Source organism: Pedobacter sp. GW822-FHT03F06, assembly GCF_058801365.1.
In genome coordinates this window covers 139,831-163,168 of record NZ_JBXANE010000015.1, presented here as the reverse complement: position 1 = coordinate 163,168, position 23,338 = coordinate 139,831, and the positions used below count along the sequence as shown (strand labels likewise).

General features: G+C 39.5%; 16 protein-coding genes. 4 read left to right on the top strand and 12 right to left on the bottom strand.

Going from position 1 to position 23,338, the window contains the following annotated elements; genetic code table 11:
• Window positions 1-10: 10 nt before the first annotated feature.
• The 3 genes from AC1RJ8_RS22440 to AC1RJ8_RS22430 form a co-directional block, all read right to left on the bottom strand.
• Entirely contained in the window at window positions 11-280 is a 270-nt protein-coding gene (locus AC1RJ8_RS22440; protein WP_492955756.1) for a hypothetical protein, read from the bottom strand.
• On the bottom strand, window positions 261-821 hold the full coding sequence (locus AC1RJ8_RS22435; protein WP_492955755.1) for an RNA polymerase sigma factor: 561 nt from the start codon (window positions 819-821) through the stop codon (window positions 261-263). The genes AC1RJ8_RS22440 and AC1RJ8_RS22435 overlap by 20 nt, the downstream gene beginning before the upstream one ends.
• A 475-nt stretch (window positions 822-1,296) precedes the next feature.
• Window positions 1,297-2,289, bottom strand: a complete 993-nt coding sequence (locus tag AC1RJ8_RS22430) for a helix-turn-helix domain-containing protein (protein ID WP_492955754.1) — start codon at window positions 2,287-2,289, stop codon at window positions 1,297-1,299.
• 159 nt (window positions 2,290-2,448) lie between these two features.
• Here AC1RJ8_RS22430 and AC1RJ8_RS22425 point away from each other — a divergent pair, with 159 nt between their 5' ends.
• Window positions 2,449-3,066, top strand: coding sequence for a class I SAM-dependent methyltransferase (locus AC1RJ8_RS22425; RefSeq protein WP_492955753.1), 618 nt, complete (start codon window positions 2,449-2,451; stop codon window positions 3,064-3,066).
• A 185-nt stretch (window positions 3,067-3,251) separates the two neighbouring features.
• Here the strand turns inward: AC1RJ8_RS22425 and AC1RJ8_RS22420 are convergent, their stop codons facing one another.
• From AC1RJ8_RS22420 to holA, 3 genes are all read right to left on the bottom strand, one after another.
• The gene (locus tag AC1RJ8_RS22420; RefSeq protein ID WP_492955752.1) at window positions 3,252-4,763 is read right to left on the bottom strand and encodes a sulfatase family protein; all 1,512 of its coding nucleotides are present in this window, start codon (window positions 4,761-4,763) and stop codon (window positions 3,252-3,254) included.
• Between the two features lie 449 nt (window positions 4,764-5,212).
• A complete protein-coding gene (locus tag AC1RJ8_RS22415) occupies window positions 5,213-7,471 on the bottom strand; it encodes a glycosyl hydrolase family 95 catalytic domain-containing protein (protein WP_492955751.1) in 2,259 nt (752 codons plus the stop codon).
• Window positions 7,472-7,606: 135 nt separating this feature from the next.
• Window positions 7,607-8,629, bottom strand: coding sequence for a DNA polymerase III subunit delta (gene holA / locus AC1RJ8_RS22410; RefSeq protein WP_108199923.1), 1,023 nt, complete (start codon window positions 8,627-8,629; stop codon window positions 7,607-7,609).
• Between the two features lie 257 nt (window positions 8,630-8,886).
• On the opposite strand from holA, the gene AC1RJ8_RS22405 reads away from it, so the two are divergent.
• Window positions 8,887-9,345, top strand: a complete 459-nt coding sequence (locus AC1RJ8_RS22405) for a type I restriction enzyme HsdR N-terminal domain-containing protein (protein WP_492955750.1) — start codon at window positions 8,887-8,889, stop codon at window positions 9,343-9,345.
• Window positions 9,346-9,746: 401 nt separating this feature from the next.
• Here the strand turns inward: AC1RJ8_RS22405 and AC1RJ8_RS22400 are convergent, their stop codons facing one another.
• The 4 genes from AC1RJ8_RS22400 to AC1RJ8_RS22385 all read right to left on the bottom strand — a co-directional run bounded on the left by AC1RJ8_RS22400 (window position 9,747) and on the right by AC1RJ8_RS22385 (window position 17,179).
• A complete protein-coding gene (locus tag AC1RJ8_RS22400; RefSeq protein ID WP_492955749.1) occupies window positions 9,747-10,940 on the bottom strand; it encodes a Gfo/Idh/MocA family protein in 1,194 nt (397 codons plus the stop codon).
• A gap of 320 nt (window positions 10,941-11,260) precedes the next feature.
• A complete protein-coding gene (locus AC1RJ8_RS22395; RefSeq protein WP_492955748.1) occupies window positions 11,261-12,625 on the bottom strand; it encodes a 3-keto-disaccharide hydrolase in 1,365 nt (454 codons plus the stop codon).
• Between the two features lie 92 nt (window positions 12,626-12,717).
• A complete protein-coding gene (locus AC1RJ8_RS22390; protein ID WP_492955747.1) occupies window positions 12,718-14,073 on the bottom strand; it encodes a Gfo/Idh/MocA family protein in 1,356 nt (451 codons plus the stop codon).
• A 439-nt stretch (window positions 14,074-14,512) separates the two neighbouring features.
• A complete protein-coding gene (locus AC1RJ8_RS22385) occupies window positions 14,513-17,179 on the bottom strand; it encodes a valine--tRNA ligase (RefSeq protein WP_492955746.1) in 2,667 nt (888 codons plus the stop codon).
• A 367-nt stretch (window positions 17,180-17,546) separates the two neighbouring features.
• Here AC1RJ8_RS22385 and AC1RJ8_RS22380 point away from each other — a divergent pair, with 367 nt between their 5' ends.
• Window positions 17,547-17,948 carry a DoxX family protein gene (locus AC1RJ8_RS22380; protein WP_492955745.1) on the top strand — a complete coding sequence of 134 codons (402 nt, stop codon included), beginning with the start codon at window positions 17,547-17,549 and terminating at the stop codon, window positions 17,946-17,948.
• 1 nt (window position 17,949) lies between these two features.
• On the opposite strand, the gene AC1RJ8_RS22375 is transcribed toward AC1RJ8_RS22380, so the two are convergent.
• A complete protein-coding gene (locus tag AC1RJ8_RS22375) occupies window positions 17,950-18,585 on the bottom strand; it encodes a Uma2 family endonuclease (RefSeq protein ID WP_492955744.1) in 636 nt (211 codons plus the stop codon).
• A gap of 164 nt (window positions 18,586-18,749) precedes the next feature.
• Window positions 18,750-20,732 (bottom strand): heavy metal translocating P-type ATPase, encoded by a 1,983-nt coding sequence (locus AC1RJ8_RS22370; RefSeq protein ID WP_492955743.1) that lies wholly within the window; start codon window positions 20,730-20,732, stop codon window positions 18,750-18,752.
• A 346-nt stretch (window positions 20,733-21,078) separates the two neighbouring features.
• Here AC1RJ8_RS22370 and AC1RJ8_RS22365 point away from each other — a divergent pair, with 346 nt between their 5' ends.
• A complete protein-coding gene (locus AC1RJ8_RS22365) occupies window positions 21,079-23,112 on the top strand; it encodes a M13 family metallopeptidase (RefSeq protein ID WP_492955742.1) in 2,034 nt (677 codons plus the stop codon).
• Window positions 23,113-23,338: the final 226 nt, after the last annotated feature.

Here is a 23,338-nt window from a genome sequence, read left to right as displayed (position 1 = left end):
AATTGATTGTTTATTTGCTGAACAAACGCATTACCTTTTGCCTGAAGCTTTGATGCGCATCGGTATTAAACAACGTTTCGTGTATGTTATCGATTTCATTTTTCAACTGCTTCCGGCCATAATCACGCACCATTTGATAGGTTTTGTTTTGCCAGTAAACCTGCTGCTTTAGCTCAGGCTGCAGGATCATTTTGGCTTCGAAGAGGAAACTTTCTCCATCCTTATCGTCCGACAGCAAATAATGCTCTATTAAACGGAGTTCATTCAACGATGTCTTCATATTTTAAGGATTTTGCTTTAACCGTTTCTTTCACTTTTTCGAGGCATTTAAATTTCTGAGCGGTTGCAGAGCGTGCCCCCGAAAAGCCAAAACGCCCTGCCAGTGTTTCCATATCCAGTTTTTCGTAATAGAAAGCACTGAGCAACTGCATACATTTCTGTCCGGCCTGCTCCAGTAATTGCATCAGTTTCCCCGAAGAAACTTCTTCATATCCGGTATCTGCGAAATCGATCTCTTCATTAAGGACAAGGCCAAGTGGATTAAGGGAAAAATGCTTGTCGTTTTCTTTATAACGTTTGATCCATAAATATTTGGAAATCCCAAATAAATAAGCTTTCTCTTGATACTTCAGCCGCAGGCCAGCAACCTGTACTTTTTCGTAATACACCACCAGCGCATCCTGAAAAATGTCTTTCGCTTCCTCAAATGATCCGCCCATCTTGCTTATGTGCCTTGCCACCAAAGGAAAAGCCTCTTTGTAGAGTTTCATAAAAAGTGCTTCGCGATGGCTGGGCTGCTCTTTAGTGGATGTTGCTGTCATGATTACTATGCTTTATACAGTATGTGGGAATTTTTGATCAGATATCACCTAAAATTAACAATTATTTTTTTTCACTTTTAGCCCAATGTGTAGACACTAACACTGAAATTATTTTAGTGCTCTATGCCGCATGGCATCAAACTTTTGAAGCATCAAAAGTATGCAAAAATGCTTCGTCAATCCAGCAATGGGCCTTTTACACAATCCTTATACACATCAAAAAAACAGCGTCACTTTGTTTTGTTTGTTAGAGCTAGGTGAAAGGTTTTTGCAAACATGAAACACAAAACCACTGCGTTATAGGTTTGATAGTGCCATTTATACTGTTGTGCTACTGTTTTTTTGATTTCCCGGCCCCTGGGATTGACAGGCGTGCTTGGGTAAAATCTGTGTTTTATTAAAGTTGGTTAGCAAAATGCCTAAACTATACTGAATATCTGTGTTTCACATGATAAGCATTTAGCAAGAACTCGGTTTAACTTTTCAGCTTACCCGGTGTTAAGCTAAATTTCTTTCTAAAAGCATTGCTGAAGTGTTGTACAGATGAATAACCAAGCATAAATGCCACCGATTTTATGGGCAGACCATCCAGCAGCAACTCTTTTGCATGGTTGAGTCTATAATCACTCAGATAACCGAATATGCTGTTATCAAACAGGCCTTTAAAGCCCTGTTTAAGTTTAAATTCGTTAATGCCACATAATTTAGCCAGTTCGGCAACCGATGGTGGCTGATGGATATTGGCAATGAGGTAATCCCTTGCCTGATAAAGGCAATCCCTATCGTAAGCAGAATGTAAAGCGGCTGGCTGTTTTTGGCTAATGGCACGTTCAAAAGCCTCGGCCTGTAGCACAAGCAGTTCAATACATTTCGATTCGATAAACATACTTTTCAGGCCTTCTGGGTAATTACAATCGAGAATATCGCGGATGCAGTGCTGCATGGCCCATGAAATGGGAAGGTTTTGCTCCGCCAGTTGCGTATAACGACCGGTATCGGCATAATCTGCCAAAACCTGCAATGCTTTGGTAGAATGTTCTGCCAGTTGCAAAAACTTTTCTTTAGCAAAATGGACCTCAAAAAAGCGGTAGCTATGGCTGGTATCGTATTCGCCTTTACCATCAAGCTCAGGCATGTAAATAATATTCTGCTGGTTGGAATTAAAGATGTACTGCTGTTTATTTACCCTGTTAAAGATGGTGCCATTGCCGGAGAGCGTAAAACGCAGTTTAACCATATCGGGCACATCGTAAGTGGGCCTGAAATACATCTGTTGCTGTTTAAATATGATATCGCCATACACAATATAGATACCGGGGATATTGATCTGCACCAATTCGGCATCGCTAAAAGAAAAACTGTATTTCTCCTTCCTTTCTGTTACCAATCCATCCCGAGCAGGAAGATCATCAAAGCTGCCCCCTACCTTTTTCCAGGCGCCGTAATCCTTACCAACATTGATTCCCATAAAGGCAATTATCACAAAAAAAGCCCAGCTAAAGTAATGGGGTTATCCACAATTCGGTTTTGTGTAAAAGAAAATCCCTTTGATGTAAAGGCGTACAGCTGCTATTTTTCAATTTTGCCCGAATTGCGAAATGCACCGCAAGAGACTAATAACGATACCATGGAGGAGCAAAAAGACCTGAACACATTAACGCCAGACCAAAAAATTGGCGCTCTCCCACCCAAAAACACCCTAATTTTTAAACTCATACAAGATTTACCGTTAAAAACGAATGCAAGAGTATTGGAAATTAGCCCAGCGGACATCGAACACCTTCCTTATTTGTTTCAAATAGCAGAAAATATCAGTTATTCTGGCACTTATTCTACCGACTCTGCAATAAAAGAGGCCTTTTTTACTTACCAGGCTGATGGTAATGCTGTAGAGTTGATTAAAACAACGGATAATAAACTCGATTTTCAGGATAATTTCTTTGATTATTGTTTTACGGCAAATACCATTTATTTCTGGCCGGATCCGCTAAAATACTTAACTGAAAGCTACCGTGTGTTAAAACCTGGGGGAAAAATGAACCTTGGCTTTGTTGAAAAAAATTTTGGTGGCGACCTGCCCTGGACACAGCTCGATTTTACATTTTATGAGATTGATGAAGTAAAATCGTTTTTCAAACAATCGGGGTTTGCGAATATTGAAGTAAAGAAAATGATGGAAACGATAATGGATCAAAACGGAAGGGAAATCAGCAGACCATTTATCGTGGTGTCTGGCCGGAAATAATGGATGATCTGATTAAATTTAACAAAACATTACCTTTAAAAGATCGGAGAGGCGCACAGGATTTTGGAAAAATTGCACGATTGAAGCCTCAATATCGCCAATAAAAACACAAAACAGCCAAATGCGCTCAATAGCGCAATGGCTACCTTCGACATTAAATTATTGGCAGCAACCTCAACAGATATTTAAAGTTCTGCCATAATATCTTTGGCATCCTGGTCGTCATATTGATCGATAAGCTTGTTTAATTTGCCTTTTAATTGCGCAACAATACCTGCATATCCTTTTTTACCATATAAATTATTTTCTTCTGAGGGATCATTCTTCAGGTCGTATAATTCCCAACTATTAACACGTTTGTAAAAGCGGATTAATTTATATCGTTCGGTTCTGATGCCAAAATGAGGCGATACGGAATGTTCGCCGTTTTCATAATAATGATAAAACATGGCATCCCTGAATGCTACTTTTTTTGTTTGAAACAAAGGCAACATCGATTTCCCTTGCATAGCCTGTGGCACTTTAAGGTTGGCTGCATCAAGCAAAGTTGGCGCAATATCAAGATTCATCACAAAAGCCTCGCTTTTGCTTCCCGGTTTAATCACCCCCGGGTAACGCATCACCATTGGTGTTCTGAAAGATTCTTCATACATAAAACGTTTATCAAACCAACCATGCTCGCCCAAATAAAAGCCTTGATCTGAAAGATAAATTACAATCGTATTTTTAGTTAGATTGTGTTTTTCAAGGTAATCAAGCGTACGGCCTATATTTCGATCAAGCGATGCTGCTGTGCTTAAATAATCGCGCATATAACGTTCATATTTCCATTCTACCAAGGCTTTGCCTGTTAAATTCCGGCTTTTTAAATCGGCTTCGATTGGCTTATAGTAGGCATCGAACCTGGCTCTTTGTGCTAAGTTCATTCGGTTAACGCTACCCTCTCCATTTTTGCTATATGAAAGCATTTTCAGGTCGTAGCCCATTAACATGGTTTTATCAATGGTCATATCCTGTACTTTTGCCGCTTCCCGGTTTACATAATTATCGTAAAAATTTTTAGGCAAAGGGAATTTCACTTTATCGAATTTCCCCATATCAGCCGTATCCGGAAGCCAGGTACGGTGCGTGGCTTTGTGGCCAATAACCAAACAGAAGGGCTTCGATGGGTCTCTGTTATCTAACCACTGCTCAGCGGCATCTTCTATGAGATTGGTTACATAACCTTCTTTATGCACGGTTTTACCATCCATACCGATAAAATCGGGGTTGTAGTACTGCCCCTGATCTGGCAGAATGCTGTAATAATCAAATCCCTGAGGTTTATTACCCAGGTGCAACTTGCCTATCCATGCAGTTTGATAGCCCCCTGACTGAAGGTGTTTGGCAAAGTTATCCTGTCCATGATCAAAATGAGAGGTTTCATTATCTTTAAAGCCGTTTTTATGGCTATACAATCCTGTTAATATAACGGCCCTGCTTGGTCCGCAAATAGAATTGGTTACATAAGCTTTGTTAAAGGTTACCCCCGACCGGGCAATACGATCTATGTTTGGTGTTTGCGTTAATTTACTACCATAAGCGCTAATGGCCTGAAAAGCATGGTCATCAGAAATGATGATTACAATATTGGGTTTTTGCTGGGCATAACTTAATTTGCAGCATAACAGCGCAGTGATCAATATTATTTTTCTCATTGATGATTTTGATATGAATCGTATATAAAAGGCTTATTATTAACGTTTTTAGCTTCTTGCTAGAGCTGAGTATGATGCGTACCCTATACCCGTAAATTTACAAAATGCCTGTTATTTTATATACTTTGGTAAAACGGGATTTACTATCTACCCTAACAGTTATTATTAATTTATCGTTATGTTGCTTAAAAATGATCTTCTTTGCATCTCCAAGTACTGTAACGTGTGGTACAAAATATACTTTAATTTATACTGATGCATCGTGTATTTTGGGCGTGCCCCCAAGCTGAGCAAGGGGTCGGGCTATGCGCTGCAAGTCCTCGCTCGTGCCTCGCTGTGGGCTTTTCGCTTCTATCCCTCACGCTTAATAACATCAGCAATAGTCCTTTGCTTACTTTGCGAAACCCTTAGCGTTCTTTGCGGTTAATTCATCATTCTAGTTAAGGATATTATTCATATCCGTTTTCAAAAACGATGGTCTGTCGTTTTTTCAGGGTGACTTCGGCAATTCCATCATCGCCCATCTTTACAATCTCAGCAGGTATATCCCTTACCACATAAGTTTTAAAAGGCAGCTTAATTCTAAGTACACCCGCTTTTTCTGCATATACTTTTACTGTTGTTGGCACACCGTTTTCTTTATTTCCGCTGACTAAAAAGGCACCTTCAGCACGCAGATTATTAAAAGCTACATCTTTCCAGCTTTGTGGTACCGCTGGGAATGCCTGCATATACCCATTTCTGCTTTGCAGTAAAAGTTCCTGTACGCCCTGTGCAAAGGCAAAATTGCCTTCTAAGGTAAACGGACGATAGGTAAAATCAGAGTATTGCCCACCTTTCTGATCGCCGTTTAAGTGAAAACTATTTGGTGAGCAGAAATTTGAAGCAAAAATTTCCAGTTGTTTTGCGGCTTTATCGGCCTGGTAAGCTCTCGCATACAAAGAAGCCATCCAACTAAAAGAATAACCGCACCATGCCCTTGTACCAATTTCTTCCAGCCGTTTTAAAGAATTGCCAATAATGTTTTTATCCCGCTCGTGGTTAATATCCAATAAATCGAGTGGATATATGGCCATATACTGCGAAAAATGCCTGTGTGAGCTCGCTAAATTAAATCCTGGTGCAATGGTAAAACCAGTTTCATTTATTTCGTAATCTGGTAACTGATTCAGTATTTCCGTCCAATGTTTGCTTTCGTCTATTTTACCTTTTGCCCGGCTTACTTCTGCCGCAGCTTTAAATAAGAACTTGGCTAAGGCCAAATCGAAATTAGTCCAGTTTAAGAACCAGGCTTTAACACTGTTATCGTTATATTCAGGACTAGAGCTTAAAGGCAGTGAACGTTTGCCGTCTTTCAACCTTGTAATATTCTCCAGATAGGTTGCCGCTTCATGAATATACGGATAGGCCCTGGTTTTAAGAAGCCTATTATCCATGCTATATTTCCACTGCCAATAAAAATGTTGCGCGGTCCATGCACTTACGGTTGGCGAAAGCGAGTATTGGATCCAGCCACCCATTGGGTCACCATTTAAGGTGGCTACACCAGGAACATTTAAGCCTTCAACACCAAAATACTGTTTGGTATAGGTCAGGTTACTTTTTCTGATTTTCCACAGCCAATCGGTAAAAGTGGCTCCTTCGGCCAGGTGGTTAGCAGTATATGTTGGCCAATAACTCAATTGGGTATTTAAATCGTTATGGAAGTCGCCCTTCCAGGGTGGTAAGCTGCCATTATCTGCGGTCCAAACGGCTTGCAGGGTAATGGCGGGTGCGCCTTTTCTGGCTACACACCCTAATTTGTACATTTCTAAATAATATTGTTTTTGAATAAGCTGATCCGGAACAGAGATATTCGATTTATTCCAGAAATCTTTCCACCATCCAGTATGAGAATCCCAGCCCGTCGGCTCTTTCGCTGTTGAAGAAATAGCAGGTAATTTTGCCGCTTTATCATTACTAATGGTCCAGGAACCGATTACATTGCCGTTCTCCATTGTTGTCCATTTAACCAACACTTCATAATAATGGCCATCATAAGTAGGCTGACGGTAACGGATACTATTTACCGTATTGTTAACGGTTCCTTTTGCATAGCCCAGTTTCTGCAAGCCCTCACCTGCGTGGCTGTTATCGCCTTTTTCTATCAGATTATTGGCATAATTATGCACAATCAGGTTAGGTATGATTGCCGTAGATTTAAGATTTTCGAAACTAAAATATCCCTGTTGCCGCTTTGCATGGATGTAACAGTTAAAAACAGTGCCATTATCAAATTTAACCGTGTTTAAAGCCGTTTCGATATCCAATTCGTTCGATACTACTTTACCTAATTTAGCAATATCAAATTCCATTGCCGCCGCAGGCAATTTGGTTGGATATGGACTGTTATCATAAGGCTCATCACCTATTTTTTGAACGGCAGCGTAGTTGTTTTGATGAACCTGCTCTTCTACCCACTTAAAGTTAATTTTCGAAATATCCAGCGCTTTACGTTCATCCCACAGATCTGCACGATCTAATGAAAGGCGTAGTTTATTGTTCTTTTCCCATATTAATACGCCTAACATCCCATTCCCCAAGGGCATGGCTTCGTCCCATTTATTGGCAAGTTTAGGAAAGGAAAGATTATAAGTTTTTAATGATTGGGCATAAATAAAGTTCCCAATGCACTGAAGCACTAACAGTAAAAGGATTTTAGTTTTCATTTGTGTTTAGAAATGGTTAGTACCTGTTAATGAGGTATCGATTTCTAAAATAATGATATTAAATTACAATAAAATCCAGAAAATTTGCGCAAACGTTTGATAGGTAATATAAAACAGGCTTTTGCGAAAAAAAGGTTAGTGTACAATTTTGAAAACGAGCTCTTTTAACAGCTCTCCATCTTCAACATTTCCGGTACTATCTAAACCCTTACTTTTTAAATCGTATTCGCGGAGTAAGCCGATCACCTGAAAAACTTTGCCGGTGTTGTAATTTCTTGCAGCTACCTCATAATCTTTAATAAAAAATGGAGGCACGCCCAAAGCTGATGCCGCATCGGCCTTATTTGGGATGTAATGGTATTTTAAAAGTTTAGTAAAGTAACCGCCTAAATTGGCCAAAACCATTACCGTTGGGTTGGCTTTAGGGTTGCTGGCGAAGTAATTGATAATTTTATTGCATTTCAGCACATCGCGGATGGCCAATGCCTTCTGCAGTTCGAAAACATTATATTCTTTACTAATGCCTATATTTTTCTGAACCAGGTCGGTATTAATGGTTGTTTCTTTTGGAACATTGAGCATTAACTTTTCGATCTCGTTGGCAATTTTAGAAAGGTCGGTTCCTAAATATTCGGCCATTAAAGCCGATGCCTGCTGATCGATCTTGTAACCCTTATCTTTAATAAATTCTTCGATCCAGGGCACCAGTTTATAATCGCGCACAGGATCTGACTGAAAAATCAACCCACTTTTATTAATGGCTTTGTAGATTTTTTTGCGCTTATCGAAATTGGCATATTTAAAAGCCAATACCAAAATGGTGCTGGGCAAGGGCTTTTCGAAATAATTGAGCACAAATTCGCCCTCTTTACTGCTCGAATCTTCTTTGCCCCACTTTAAATCCTGTGCCTCTTTAACAATTACCACCTGATAATCAGACATCATCGGGTATCGCTTTGCTGCACCCAAAACGGTAGCCATATCCGTATCTTTTCCGTATAGAACCGTCTGATTGAAGCCCTTTTCGGCATCGTTCAACAGCTTATCTTCAATATAATCTGTTACTTGATCGATATAATAAGATTCTTCGCCATGCAATAAATACACAGGTTTGAATTTTCGGGCTTTAATATCTTTAATAATTTCGGCAGCAGTCATTGCCCGTAAAATTACGATTTAGCTTTAAGGATTTAGGCAAATGTTTATAATTTAAGAGAGGTGAGATATTAGAGCTGAGATTTGAGACACTAGATTTGAGATGTGAGATGATTGGAAATTTCCTCGCATCGCTTAGAATTAATTAACTTTGCCACAATGATAATTGATAGCCTGTTCCATTGTTAAAGGAGAACTTCCAACTGTTAACTGAAAACTGATTACTGCCAATTGCAAACTGATAACCGCCAACTGAGAAAATGTTTACTCCTACTCCACTTAACCTTCCTCCGTATCCGTTTAAAATTACCCAAAAAGATGATGTGGTTTTTATTTTCGATGAGTTGAGGAAAAAGCACCTCGTACTTACACCCGAGGAATGGGTACGTCAGCATTTTATACAAAACCTGGTTTTGGAAAAGAAATTCCCCCGCACATTGATCCAGATTGAAGGCGGTTTGGTTTTAAACCAATTACAAAAGCGGAGTGATATTTTAGTGTACAATACGGCCGGCGAAAAGCTGATGTTAATTGAGTGTAAGGCACCCAAGGTAAAGATTACGCAATCGGTTTTCGATCAGGCATCGCGGTACAATTCTATCCATCAAGCGAAATGGATTGTGTTAACCAATGGTTTGCAACATGTTTATGCGAAGATGGATATTGAAAAAGGCAGCTTTAACTTCGTACAGGAAATGCCAGAATATTTGGGGCTATAGCAAAATAATTTTGCTAGGTAAACACGGTTTTCTGTCATCCTGATCCGACAGCTATCGGATGCAATGAAGGATCTTTATAACATAATTCTTGGATTCATTTATCGGTTGGTGTCCCACCGACCGAAACTTAATCCGCATTCACAAAACTAAAGTAGAATAATAGTTCTTCTTGGTCGGTGGTACACCAACCAATAGAAAAAACCTGATTGACGTGAAAATCCTTTTTTGTCACCCTGAGCGGAGTCGAAGGGCAAAATAAAATGAAAGTAGAATAATATTCTTCTTGGCCATTGAGATACCAACCAATAGGAAAAAACAACAGTAGCAGATCTCTCCATTACGCTGCGCTTCAGTCGAGATGACGATATTTCGAATACATTTTTGTGAAGATGACAGATCACTTATACGCTATACTCAGATTTCCAAAACTGCTTATTACCACTGTAAATCGCCTCGTTACACATGGCCACACAGATAGCCGCTTGCGTTCCCGTATTGATATTCGATACAGGTTCTTTCCTGGTTGTTATCGATTTATAAAATTCATCTAAGGCATAATTTGTACCATCAATGGTGGCTTTATCCAAAATCGGGATTCCGCCATCTTTATTGACCACAATCTTTGTGGCTCCGGTTACCCCATCAACTATGCCTAATTCTTTTTTAATGCTTTCTTCAGGGTAAAACAAACCGGTATTGGTAAGCAAAGAAACCGAACCTTTAGTGCCTTTTATCTTAAACAGGTAACCATCATGTGCATTACCGCAAGTGGCTCCAAAATTGCCGATCATGCCTTTTTCGTTATAACGGAGAATGGCCTGAATATTATCGTAGGTTTCGCGCCCGTCTTTAAATACATCTATCCCTCCCGATCCCATAATTTCATCAGGCTGCGTTTCAAAAGCCCAATTGATAAAATCGATCTGGTGCGATAAAAGTTCGGCAGCTAAACCACCAGAATATTCCTTGTACATCCGCCAGTTAATTTTGCGTTCTAAAGCTGGATCTGGCACTGCCCTACGCCAATTACCATTGCGGTCCCAACGGCAATCGATCTGGCTAACCTTGCCCAAATAACCACTTTGGATCATATCCTTCACCTTAAAGTACAAAGGCGAATAACGATATTGATACCCCACCTGAAAAACCTGATTGGGATATTGTTTCACCAGTTTTTTAAGTTCGAGTGCCTGGGCAATATTGTAGGTCATGGTTTTTTCTACATACACATGTTTGCCAGCCAGTACCGCATCTTTGGCAATTCTGAAATGTTCATTTAAAGGTGTGGCAATAAAAACCGCGTCAATTGTTTTATCGTCTAAAACTTTGTGGTAATCTTTTATGGCCTTTGCATCCGCAGGAACATATTTTTCGGTTTCTTTAAGCCTAAAATCGAGCAAATCGCAATAAGCCTTGATTTTATACTTTGCAGGCATTGATTTAATTACCGACAAAACACCTTTGCCACGATCGCCACAACCAATCATTGCCACATTAATAATTTCATCAGCCACTAAATTAGCAAAGCCCTGATTACCCAAAAGCAAACCAGAGCCTAACAAAGTGGTATGTTTTACAAAAGATCGACGATGCATGGTATGTTAATATTTTATTTTTTTAAAATGATGATTTGGAGCGCCAGGATAATGCTGCAATTTAGTGGTAGTCCCGCCAATGCTGCAATCTTTTTGTTGCCGGTATCTACTACATTAACGAAAATGCACAAAAAGTATTTCCGCATATGTCGGGGCTAATTAACATCATTTAGTGCCTATGGGTTGTTTCCCGGCACAAACGCTAATGATAAACCCGATTGAGCTAAATAGCCCGCAGTGAGGTACGAACAAGGCTATAAGCGAAAGCAGGACTACCGGCCGCCATGTTAAATCAACGCTCATTTTTTCAAATCAAAAACTTATAAAGTCTTGATTTTAATGGTCCTGAAATCTACTTTATTGCCATGATCCTGCAACAAAATATGCCCTTTTGGTGCCTCACCGAAGTTTTTCCAATCCTTATATTTACTAATAGCAACGAGTTTTTTAAATTCTTCTGAACCGCGTGTATATTCTAAAACTTTTACGCCATTTAAATAATGCTCTACTTTGTTATTTGGGTACACAACCAAACGTCCGTTATTCCAACTACCAATAGGGCGCAGGTAACGGGCTTCTTTTTTCGAAGTCATTAAATCGTATAACGAAGCCAAGGTGCGGTTTCCATCTCTGCCCAATTTTGCATCAGGATGTAATACATCATCTAAAACCTGATACTCGAGACCAATAGCAGAACCTGTATTTTTTTCGCTCAGGGTAACAAAATATTTTACACCACTGTTGGCACCAGGGGTAAGCTTAAACTCGAACGATAAATCAAAAGCAGCATATTCATCCTTGGTTACAATATCGCCGCCGTTTGTCGATTCTGCACCACCTGATGGCTCCACACTAATTACACCATCGGCAATTTTCCATCCTTTGGCAGGGAAAGTAGTTTTATAAGCACCAACCCAACCTGCATTGCTTTTACCATCGAACAAAAGTTTATAACCCTCTGACTTTTCGTAAGCAGATAAGGTATTCGGTGTTAAATTAACCGTATAAATTCCTTTTGGAAAGGCTTTGGCTTTTAACCCGGCTGTTTGAATGTTGATATTTTTGAAATAAACTTTCTTGCCATCATTATCGAGGTTATTGCCAATGCCGTGGACCTGTAAACCAATAAACCCAGATTTATCCAAGGTATCGATCACGTAGGCCACAGGCGTTCCATTTACCCAGGTTTTGGTTTCGTTGCCAATACATTCGATTTTGTAATGGTTAAATTCATTCTTTTTATACAATGGTTTTGCCGATGGGTTAAGTTCTAAAGGATATAACCATAACCTTCTGGCTTCGTCGTAAATCCCCCCGGTCCATGCCCTTGGCGTAGGGTCTATTTCTACCTGTCTACCAAAAACCAATCCTTTACCGTTATTTCCTTCTGGTTTAATATGGCTGCGTGTTTGTACGCCCGAGTTGGTGGTTTCTCCTTCGAGTTTTACATCCAGTTCTAAAATAAAATCGCCATATTCTTTTTCGGTGATTAAGAACGAATTTGGCGTGCCTTTGGTCATCGTTCCGATAATCATTCCATCTTCAACTTTGTATGGAGCGGCTCCTGCAACGGCTTTCCAACCAGTTAAAGTTTTACCATCAAATAATGGCCTTGCTTTTTGGGCAGCGGCTGATAAACTGATTAGCGAAAGGGCTAGAATACTATATTTTTTAAAATTTAACATGATTTGTTTTTTTGCCGTCATTGCGGGGAAGAATGACGAAGCAATCTTTCTTGAAGGTCCGATGGCTTTGCACTCCCAATGACGATATTTTTTTAATATTTAAATACTTTTCCGTTTGCAATTACTTCTTGTCTGCCTTCATCGAAAATTGCTTTTGCACCTGTTCGTACCGCAGCATTGGTCATGATGTTAGCAATAGAGTGCGAGTAACCCGCTTCAACAGGCGCATTTGGTGTTTTACGACTGCGTACACATTCCATCCAGTTACGCATATGGCCAGAGGTTAACGCATCGCCACCCATATTGGCTCCTGTAGCCGTTTTAATTTCGGTTTTACTTAAATCAAACTCAGGCAAAAGATTGGCTTTTAAACCCATGGCTGCAGCCTCTTTTTCTTTTAAGCCTCCTTTTGGCGATACTTTATTGGTAATCAAATTCAGTTCACCACCGTTCGAATAGTAAACTTCGCCTACATCACCCACACTATTCTGCATCCGTGAGGTAAAAGTAACCTGGAAACCGTCTGTTGTATCGGGCTGGCCGTAATCGAATACCGCTACCATCGTATCCCAGTTTCTGCGGCCATCTTTCCAAGTGTAAATACCTCCGTTTGCCACTACACTCCGCGGATGTTTTAAATTGGTAAACCAGTGTACCGTATCGATCTGGTGCGACATCCATTGCCCTGGCATTCCCGACGAATAAGGCCAGAACAAGCGGTATTCTAAATATTTTCTTGGGTCGAAGGCTTCAGTTGGGCGGTTCAATAAGAATCTTTTCCAATCGATATCTTCTTCTTTTAATTTGGCTACTAAGTCTGGTCTGCGCCATCTGCCAGGTTGGTTTACATTCCATACTAAATCTACAGCAGTTATTGGCCCAAATTTTCCATCCTGAATAAATTTTGCTGCATTGGTATAATTCTCTCCACTCCTTCTTTGCGAACCAATCTGTACAATCTGTTTGCTTGCTTTAACGGCTTTAAATGCGGCTTTAGCATCATCCATGGTTTCGGCAAAGGGTTTTTCCACATAGGCATCGCAACTGGCTTTTACAGCTTCGATGGTGTGAAGTGCATGCTGAAAATCGGCCGTACTGATAATTACGGCATCAAGATCTTTTGTGGCATAAAGTTCATCGTTGTTACGGCAGGCTTTAATATCGTGACCAAATTTTGCTTTTAAATGGGCAATTCCTAAATCTCTCCGGTAGTTCCATAAATCAGAAAGACCTACAATGTCGAAGTTTAATTCCTTGTTGTGGTTCAGGAAACAAGGCAAAAGGGTTTCTTTAAAGCGATCAGAAAACCCAACAACACCAACGCGTACCCTATCATTTGCACCGATGATGCGTCCATAACTTTTGGCACTCATGCCCATTGTACCCGCGTAGGTTGCAGCAGCAAATATTGCTGATTGTTTAATAAATTTTCTTCTGGAATTTTCCATTTGGGATATTAGGTTAGATTATCTCTTAGTTTGCTAATCTGACAAACCATTTAAATAAAACCTAAAATATGGTTAATAAAAACAAACCTTAAATATTCGCAAGTAATATTTTTGAAACCTTATATTAAAATAACGGCTTACAATCACATTAACCTTAAATAAACAGCCAAAAAGCCAATATTTAAGGCAATAACCTATTTTTATCAATATGTAGGAAAACGTTTGAAATAATCTATTTCTATTGAGATAGTTCTAATTAACTATAAGTAAAAAAGCCTTTCAGAAAATAATCTGAAAGGCTTTTTAGGGAGAGTCGTCACCCTGAATTCATTTCAGGGTCTAAATATAATAGCAGGAAAGATGCTGAAATTAATTTACTGCGTAGCTTTACGCTGCGCTACAGGTCAGCATGACGATCGCAACGGCTGTTAAGTTATTATTATCCTAAAACCGCTAAACTTTCTTCAATAATTTTGATTTTAGCTTCAGCATCGGCTTTTTTATTACGCTCGTTTGCAATAATTTCTGGCTTTGCATTCTGTACAAAACGTTCGTTGCTCAATTTAGCATCAACCGACTTTAAAAAGCCCTGCAAATACACTAAATCGGCATTTAAACGTTCACGTTCTGCTTCTACATTAATATTTTCGGTCAGCGGGATGAAAAATTCATCTTTGCCCGCCATAAAAGCAGTTGCACCAACAATTTTGTCGTTTACAATTTCAGCTTCTGATACATTGGCCAATTTGAAAACAATGTTCAACCATTTTTCATAATCAAGATCAGAATTTATTTTGATGCTTAAAGGCAACGCTTCTTTAGGAGAAATCTGCTTCTGGTTCCTTACATTCCTAATTTCGGCTACCACGGTTTTAATTACCTCAGCATCTTTCAATAATTGCTCATCAAAAGCGCCGCCTTTCGGGAATTCGGCCACAATACAACAGTCCATTTCTCCGCGCTCGCCAAATAGATCATCATGCCAAAGCTCTTCAGTTAAGAAAGGCATGTTTGGGTGCAATAATTTGATAATATTTTCAAAGAAACCGACTGTAGCTTTAAAACTCTCCGCATCAATCGGTTGCTGATAAGCAGGTTTAACCATTTCTAAATACCAGGCACAGAAATCATCCCAAACCAGTTTGTAGGTAATCATTAATGCTTCTGATAGGCGGTATTGCTTAAAGTTGGCTTCAATTTCTACCAAAGCTTCGTTAAAGCGGTTTTCGAACCAAGATATGGCCTGGGTATTTGGGTTCGCCAGATTTTCGTCAACTTCCCATCCTTTTACCAAACGGAAAGCATTCCAGATTTTGCTGGCGAAATTACGTCCCTGTTCACAGTAGCTTTCATCGAACATTAAATCGTTTCCGGCAGGTGACGACATTAACATACCCACACGAACGGCGTCGGCACCATATTTTTCGATCAATCCAATCGGATCAGGTGAATTACCCAACGATTTAGACATTTTACGGCCTAATTTATCGCGTACAATACCTGTTAAGTATACATTCGTAAATGGCTTTTTACCCATAAACTCATGTCCGGCCATAATCATACGGGCCACCCAGAAGAATAAAATTTCAGGCGCGGTAACCAGATCGTTGGTTGGATAATAATAATTGATGTCTTTATTTTCAGGGTTTTTAAAACCATCGAAAACTGAAATCGGCCATAACCATGACGAAAACCAGGTATCCATCACGTCTTCATCCTGCCTTAAAAATGGCTCTAACTGATGTTTGAATCCAGCTTTTTCCGTTTCTGAGCAGCTTTCGTCCAAATGTTTTTTCTTCCAGAATTCTTCTAATGCTTCATCTTTAGTTTTGGCAACCACCCAATTTCCTTTATCATCGTACCAGGCCGGGATCCGCTGTCCCCACCATAACTGGCGACTAATGTTCCAATCGCGAACATTCTCCATCCAATGGCGGTAAGTATTCTCAAATTTATTTGGAATCAGGTTTACCTCACCATTCAATACATCATCCAAAGCTGGCTGCGCCATTTCTTTCATCTTCACAAACCACTGCATGGAAAGTTTTGGTTCGATAGCGGCATCTGTACGTTCAGAAAAACCAACCTGCGATTTATAATCTTCAACTTTATCTAAATGACCAGCCTCTTCCAGCATTTTAGCAATTTTTTTACGGGCAACAAACCTGTCTTCGCCCACTAAAATAACCGCCAGTTCGTTTAAAGTTCCGTCATCGTTTAAGATATCGGTAACCGGTAAATTATGTTTTACGCCTAGTTCATAATCGTTTAAATCGTGTGCCGGCGTAACTTTTAAACAGCCTGTTCCAAACTCAATATCAACATATTCATCCTCAATAACCGGAATTTCGTGGTTAACCAAAGGCACGAACACTTTTTTGCCTTTTAAGTGCATAAAACGTTCATCATTCGGGTTGATACAGATGGCCGCATCGGCCATAATTGTTTCTGGACGGGTAGTTGCAATCGTTAAAAACTGGTCTTCCGTTCCAGAAATCAGGTATTTAATGTAATATAATTTTTGGTTTACTTCCTTACGGATTACCTCTTCATCAGAAACGGCAGTTTTACCTGCCGGATCCCAGTTTACCATACGGATACCGCGGTAAATCCACCCTTTTTTGTATAAGTGAATAAACGAATCGATCACTGCTTCAGAAAGATCTTCTTCCATCGTGAAACGCGTACGGTCCCAATCGCAACTTGCACCCAGTTTCTTTAACTGTTCTAAAATAATACCTCCGTACTTCTCTTTCCACTCCCAGGCATATTTCATAAACTGCTCCCGCGAAAGATCTTTTTTGTTAATCCCCTGGTCCTTCAACATCGCCACAACCTTTGCTTCGGTAGCAATAGAGGCATGATCAGTTCCAGGCACCCAACATGCATTTTTACCCTGCATACGGGCTTTACGGATCAATACATCCTGAATGGTATTGTTAAGCATATGCCCCATGTGCAGCACACCGGTAACATTTGGCGGTGGAATGACGATGGTGTAAGGCTCGCGTTCATCGGGTTCGGAGTGAAAAAATTTCTTCGATAGCCAATAGCTATACCATTTATCTTCTGTTTCTGCAGGATTGTACTTGGTGGATATGCTCATGAATGATATTAAAAGTCCAAAAATAGCTATTTAAGCTGAAAGACCAAAGCAGAGTTGGCTGAAAGACTCAAGCAAAATCAAGGCGTTTTAATATTATCTATGCTTATGCGGTATTTATTTTTTGGAAAGCAGATGTAGCATTCCATTTTAAAGTGAATCCTGCTTTTCGTTACAAGTCCGCTCCCGATGAAACCTGTGCAACAAGCAAGCATACCAATAAACAAAATTATGAATGCTTAAATCGGAATAGGGGGCTTTACAATCAATCAGGTTTAAAAACATAGGCTTATGCCACCAAAATTATATGCTAAATACATACGCTTCAATAGATAATTGTATTTTAGAATAGAAAAACATTCAAACGACCATGAATACTAAAAACGCTAAAATTGCTTATGCCATATTACGTGTATCAATAGTCATCATTTTATTATCACACAGTGTGTTGGGCATGTTTGATGGCGGAATTAATGATTTTGGCAATCTCTATTTGAATAAAATTGGATTTGCACCTTATGGGATAGCAATTGCCTGGCTAATTAAACTTTCACATGTTGTTTGCGCCGTACTTTTAGTTATGAACAAATATATCCGGCTGGCATGTTTTGCAACCATTTTTATATTGATAATGGGCATTATCATGGTGCATTTTAAAGAGGGTTGGTTTGTTGTGGGTGGAGGAAGAAATGGTGTAGAGTACAATTTTGTACTGATATGTGTGCTTATTGCAATTGTATTTTTTAATACTCCTGATCAAATAAAGGAGTAGGCTAACCGATATCCTCAAAAACATCATCCAAAATCAATTCAAAACCTGGTAATACCGATGAAGTGATTTTTTCACTGTGGGTAAATATTTTAGATGGCTGGAATTTGCCCAAATCATTAAGGGTGTAAATGAGGATGCTCTGATCGCTTTGGCTAACCACCCAATATTCTTTGACACCAAATTCTTCGTAAACCTTATACTTATTGAGCAGCTCCATTTTGGTATTGCCGGGAGACAAAACCTCTACAACAAGATCGGGTGCGCCAATACAACCGCGGGCATCTAGTTTACTTTTATCACAGATTACGCAAATATCGGGTTGTAGTACTGTATATACATCTTTATCGGCTTTACTTTCTTTTGGAAAGCGGACATCAAACGGAGCAGAATAAACTTTGCAGGGTTTATCTTTTAGAAAAACACCTAAATTTAAGAAGATACTGCCAGCAACTTCCTGATGTACTCTTGAAGGCGCAGGGCTCATCTTAAAGATTTTACCTTTAATCAGTTCTACTCTTTCAGGAAAAAGCCAGTTTAAATAATTAGAATAGCTATAAGTTAATGATGCATCAAGTTCTTCGAATTTCCTAACAGGCTCATCATCGTTTAAAACCGGGTATGGAATGGGCTTAGACATAAACGAATATACTAATTTTTATAGTAATCCACCTTCCTACTTTTCAACATATCTTACTTACCATTAATAAGTTAATAGAGATAAAGACTGTTACACCATAATCTTTTTAATGCCCTTAACTTCTTAATGGTAAACGATTATAGACTCCACATACAAATTACCTATTAAAACTTCATTTTCTGTATTCTCACCGCATTTAAAATGGCCAAAAGTGCAACACCAACATCAGCAAAAACGGCTTCCCACATGGTTGCAATGCCGCCTGCACCTAAAATCAAAACCAGTGCTTTTACCGCGAATGCCAATACGATATTCTGGATCACAACCTTTTTGGTTGCCTTACCGATTTTAACCGCAGTTGCAATTTTAGAGGGTTGATCGGTTTGGATAACCACATCGGCTGTTTCAATAGCAGCATCGCTCCCCATCGCCCCCATGGCAATACCAATATCACTAATGGCCAATACAGGCGTATCATTTATTCCATCGCCAACAAAAGCCACCACCTTACTTTTGTCGCTTTTAATTTCTTCCAGTCTGGCTACTTTATCTTCCGGTAATAAATCGCCAAAATAAGTATCAATACCTAAACCTGTTGCTACTTTTTTAACAATTGAAGTTTTATCGCCGCTCAGCATCACTACCTGTTTTATTCCGTTTTCGTGGAGCTGTTTAATGGCTTCTGCGGCGTCTTCTTTTATTTCATCGGCAATTAAAACATATCCTACATATTTTTCGTCAACCGCAACAACCACAATACTTTCTTCAATAGCTGTAATCTTGGCATCAAAGGCAATATTAAATTTCGCTAACAGCTTCGTGTTCCCTGCCAAAACCGCTTTGCCATTTACCGATCCCTTTAGGCCCATTCCAGCAATTTCCTCAATATTTTCGGCAGGATGAATTTCTTTCACTCCTGCGTATTCTACAATAGCCTTAGCAATTGGATGGGTTGATTTCGCTTCAACGGCAGTTAATAAATTCAAAAACGTTGCTTCATCGATACTGCTTTCTACTTGCTGAACCTTAAAAACACCTTTTGTCAAGGTTCCCGTTTTATCCATTACAACGGTATTCAGCCTGGTAATTAAGTCAAGAAAATTAGAGCCTTTAAAAAGAATTCCATTTGCCGACGCTGCACCAATGCCACCAAAATAACCCAATGGGATGGAAATGACCAGCGCACAGGGGCAAGATATTACCAGGAAGACCAGTGAACGGTACAACCAGGTTTGGAAATGGTATTCGCTCCCTAAAACCAAAATTGGGATAGTAACCAGTGCAAGGGCCAAAAAGAAAACAATTGGTGTATATATTTTAGCAAACTTGCGGATAAAAAGTTCGGTTTTAGCTTTACGCGTAGTAGCGTTCTGAACCATTTCCAAAATGCGCGACAATGCACTATCGGCAAAAGCCTTAGTTACTTTTACTTCAACTACCTTATCCAGGTTAAGCATCCCCGCTAAAATTGATTCACCTTTATTAATTGTACGCGGTTTACTTTCGCCTGTTAAAGCAGCAGTATTAAAACTGCTTTTATCACTGATCAGTTCCCCATCTAGGGGGATTTTCTCTCCAGCTTTTACTTGTATGGTTTCGCCAATTTCTACCTTTTCAGGATTAACATCTTCGTATTTTCCATTGCGGAATACATGTGCTACATCTGCACGGACATCGAGCAATGCTTTAATATTTCTTTTGGCACGGTTTACCGCAGCCATTTGAAACAACTCGCCGATGGTATAAAAAAGCATTACCGTTACACCTTCGGGATATTCACCAATGGCAAAAGCACCGATTGTAGCGATAGACATTAAAGAGAATTCGGTAAAGAAATCTTTGGCTTTAAAAGTTTCCCAAACCTCACGTAAAACCGGAATGCCCACAGGCAAATAAGCCATGATATACCAATAAGGCCGGATAATCTGAAATGCAGGAACCGTAAATAGATTATCAAACACAATTCCGATCAGCAGCATAACCAATGTTACAATGGCTGGCAGATAAGTTTGCAAGGCCGACGGATCTCCACCATGATCGTGGTCGTGTTCGTCGCCTTCTTCGTGCGCATGATCGTGGTTATGTTTTGGAGCGGAATGCACTTTACTGCTGCAACAGCTATCTTCTTTATCGTGTGAGTGGCTCATTATATCTATTGTATGCTAAACATCTTTTTATTTATTATCGATAAAACCTCGCAGGTTTAGATAACCGTTTTCAAATTTATGGAAAATAAAATGCTTTATCCCGAATCGTTCTTAATAGCAATAATTTTTACAAGGACACAATAAATTTTGTTAAAAAATGTTAATAGTGTATAAAAGATTTAAAATCATGAAATCTATTAAAATTTCTTTTTCAGCGTCCGAACTTATCAGACGGCTTGGTTTAGCAAAAATTTACTACTGGTTTAACAAGTAATATTCTTAATATATAACACCAGTATTAATTAGTATTTCATAAATTTCGCATAATTACTAACTTATTAAGCGAATGAAATACCAAAATTTGAAAAGATGTTTTGCGGCGCTAGGTATAGTCGCTGCAGGCTTTTCTGCAAATGCACAAACTAAAAAATTTATCGACCCTGCTAACATGGATCTTTCCGTTAAGCCAGGCGACGATTTCTACACTTACGCAAGTGGTACGTGGGTAAAAAATAATCCAGTTCCTGCTAAAGAAACGCGTTGGGGTTCATTTAACGAACTTCGCGATTTCAACATCAATGCAGTAAAGTCTTTAGTTGAAGATGCAGCTGCTGATAAATCTGCTCCTGCAGGCTCGGTGAAACGCAGAGTTGGCGATTTTTATACGGCTGCAATGGATAGTGCAACCATTGAAAAGCTAGGTTACACACCAATAAAAGCCGATTTAGAGAAAATTAAGCAGATTAAAAACATTCAGGGTGTGCTAGATCAGGTTGCTTATATGCGAACCAATGGTTTAGGCGGTGGAATGTTCGGCTTGGGCGTTGGCCAAGACCGCAAGAATGTAAACAAATACATGGTGAATATTGGCCAGGGCGGCACAACACTTCCCGATCGCGATTATTATCTGAAAGATGATACCCGTAGTGTTAAAATCCGCGAGGCTTATAACAACTATATGGTTACGCTATTTACCTTAACAGGAAGTACGCCTGAACAAGCAAAACAAAAAGCAGCAACCGTTTTTAATATTGAAAAGCAATTTGCTGAAGCACAGATGAGCCGTTTAGAAATGCGTGATCCTTACGCCACCTACAATAAGCTTACTGTTGCAGAACTGAACAAAAAAACTCCAGACATTAACTGGACAACCTATTTACCTAAATTCAAAATCAAAAATCAAGATACTGTTCTGGTTTCTTCGCCAAAATTTATGGCAAGCCTAGATGGAATGTTGAAATCGGTTCCTGTTACCGATTGGCAAACTTATTTGGAGTGGAACATATTAAAAGGCTCAGCATCGAGCTTAAGTTCTCCTTTTGTTAAGGCAAGTTTCGCTTTTACACAGGCACAAACTGGTCAGAAAGTACAAACACCACGCTGGCAACGCATGTCATCTTTAACCGATGGCACTATTGGCGAATTATTGGGCCAGCTTTATGTAGCCAAATATTTTAAACCAGAAGCTAAAGAACGCATGAACCAGATGATTGTGAACTTGCGTAAAGCTTTCGAAATCAGAATCAATGGTTTGGAGTGGATGAGCCCTGAAACCAAACAAAAAGCATTAGCTAAATTAAATGCATTTACACCAAAGGTGGGTTATCCGGAAAAATGGAAAAACTACGATGGTTTGGTGATTAATAAAGACACCTACTTCCAAAACTTACGCAATGCAAGTGTTTGGGGCTATAAAGAAATGGTTGATCAGTTAGGTAAACCGGTCGATCGCAAACGTTTTGGTATGACACCTCCAACCGTTAATGCCTACTACAGCCCTACCCTGAACGAAATTGTTTTCCCTGCAGGTATTTTACAGTTTCCTTTCTTCGATCCAAATGCTGATGATGCCGTTAACTACGGTGGTATTGGTGCGGTAATTGGTCACGAAATGAGCCATGGTTTTGATGACAGCGGAAGCCAGTACGATGCTGCCGGTAATTTAAAAAACTGGTGGACGGCTGAAGATAAAGCCAAATTTGATGCTAAAACAAAAGCTTTGGGCGAGCAGTTTGATGGTTATACCGTATTGGATACGGTTCATGTAATCGGTAAATTGACTATGGGCGAAAACATTGGCGATTTAGGGGGCTTAAATGCAGCTTATACTGCTTTTAAAATGACTAAACAAGGTCAGGGCAACGAGAAAATTGACGGTTTTACGCCAGATCAGCGTTTCTTCCTTGCCTGGGCGCAGGTATGGAGAGGTAATATTTTACCAGAAAGTGCCGCTCAGTTAATTAAAACCGATCCACATTCTCCAGGCCCATACCGTACTATTGGTGCACCTGTAAATATGGATGCATGGTACAATGCTTTTGATGTTAAACCTGGCGATAAATTATATAAAAAACCAGAAGACAGGATTAGAATGTGGTAGATTGAGGCAGAAGGTTAAAAGGTGAAGGCTTTAAGGCTTTTCCACTTAACAGTTTAAAATCAATTATTTATCATCCCTATATTACAAGCGCCCCGATTTAATCGGGGCGTTTTGTTTTATTAGCGCGGGGGGCAGACGTTAACATCTGGCACTAGCTGAAATTATCAATTCAATTCATCGAATTAATCAATTCTTTTTAGATATTGAATAAATCAGTCGGATGGTA

What these genes read in the sequence shown, in the direction of transcription:
- holA (WP_108199923.1), bottom strand. Translation starts at nt 8,629, where the DNA reads ATGACTGCTGCCGAAATTATTAAAGATATTAAAGCCCGAAAATTCAAA.
- AC1RJ8_RS22420 (WP_492955752.1), bottom strand. Translation starts at nt 4,763, where the DNA reads ATGAGAAAAATAATATTGATCACTGCGCTGTTATGCTGCAAATTAAGT.
- AC1RJ8_RS22435 (WP_492955755.1), bottom strand. Translation starts at nt 821, where the DNA reads ATGACAGCAACATCCACTAAAGAGCAGCCCAGCCATCGCGAAGCACTT.
- AC1RJ8_RS22365 (WP_492955742.1), top strand. Translation starts at nt 21,079, where the DNA reads ATGAAATACCAAAATTTGAAAAGATGTTTTGCGGCGCTAGGTATAGTC.
- AC1RJ8_RS22430 (WP_492955754.1), bottom strand. Translation starts at nt 2,289, where the DNA reads ATGGGAATCAATGTTGGTAAGGATTACGGCGCCTGGAAAAAGGTAGGG.
- AC1RJ8_RS22440 (WP_492955756.1), bottom strand. Translation starts at nt 280, where the DNA reads ATGAAGACATCGTTGAATGAACTCCGTTTAATAGAGCATTATTTGCTG.
- AC1RJ8_RS22375 (WP_492955744.1), bottom strand. Translation starts at nt 18,585, where the DNA reads ATGTCTAAGCCCATTCCATACCCGGTTTTAAACGATGATGAGCCTGTT.
- AC1RJ8_RS22370 (WP_492955743.1), bottom strand. Translation starts at nt 20,732, where the DNA reads ATGAGCCACTCACACGATAAAGAAGATAGCTGTTGCAGCAGTAAAGTG.
- AC1RJ8_RS22415 (WP_492955751.1), bottom strand. Translation starts at nt 7,471, where the DNA reads ATGAAAACTAAAATCCTTTTACTGTTAGTGCTTCAGTGCATTGGGAAC.
- AC1RJ8_RS22405 (WP_492955750.1), top strand. Translation starts at nt 8,887, where the DNA reads ATGTTTACTCCTACTCCACTTAACCTTCCTCCGTATCCGTTTAAAATT.
- AC1RJ8_RS22400 (WP_492955749.1), bottom strand. Translation starts at nt 10,940, where the DNA reads ATGCATCGTCGATCTTTTGTAAAACATACCACTTTGTTAGGCTCTGGT.
- AC1RJ8_RS22385 (WP_492955746.1), bottom strand. Translation starts at nt 17,179, where the DNA reads ATGAGCATATCCACCAAGTACAATCCTGCAGAAACAGAAGATAAATGG.
- AC1RJ8_RS22425 (WP_492955753.1), top strand. Translation starts at nt 2,449, where the DNA reads ATGGAGGAGCAAAAAGACCTGAACACATTAACGCCAGACCAAAAAATT.
- AC1RJ8_RS22390 (WP_492955747.1), bottom strand. Translation starts at nt 14,073, where the DNA reads ATGGAAAATTCCAGAAGAAAATTTATTAAACAATCAGCAATATTTGCT.
- AC1RJ8_RS22395 (WP_492955748.1), bottom strand. Translation starts at nt 12,625, where the DNA reads ATGTTAAATTTTAAAAAATATAGTATTCTAGCCCTTTCGCTAATCAGT.
- AC1RJ8_RS22380 (WP_492955745.1), top strand. Translation starts at nt 17,547, where the DNA reads ATGAATACTAAAAACGCTAAAATTGCTTATGCCATATTACGTGTATCA.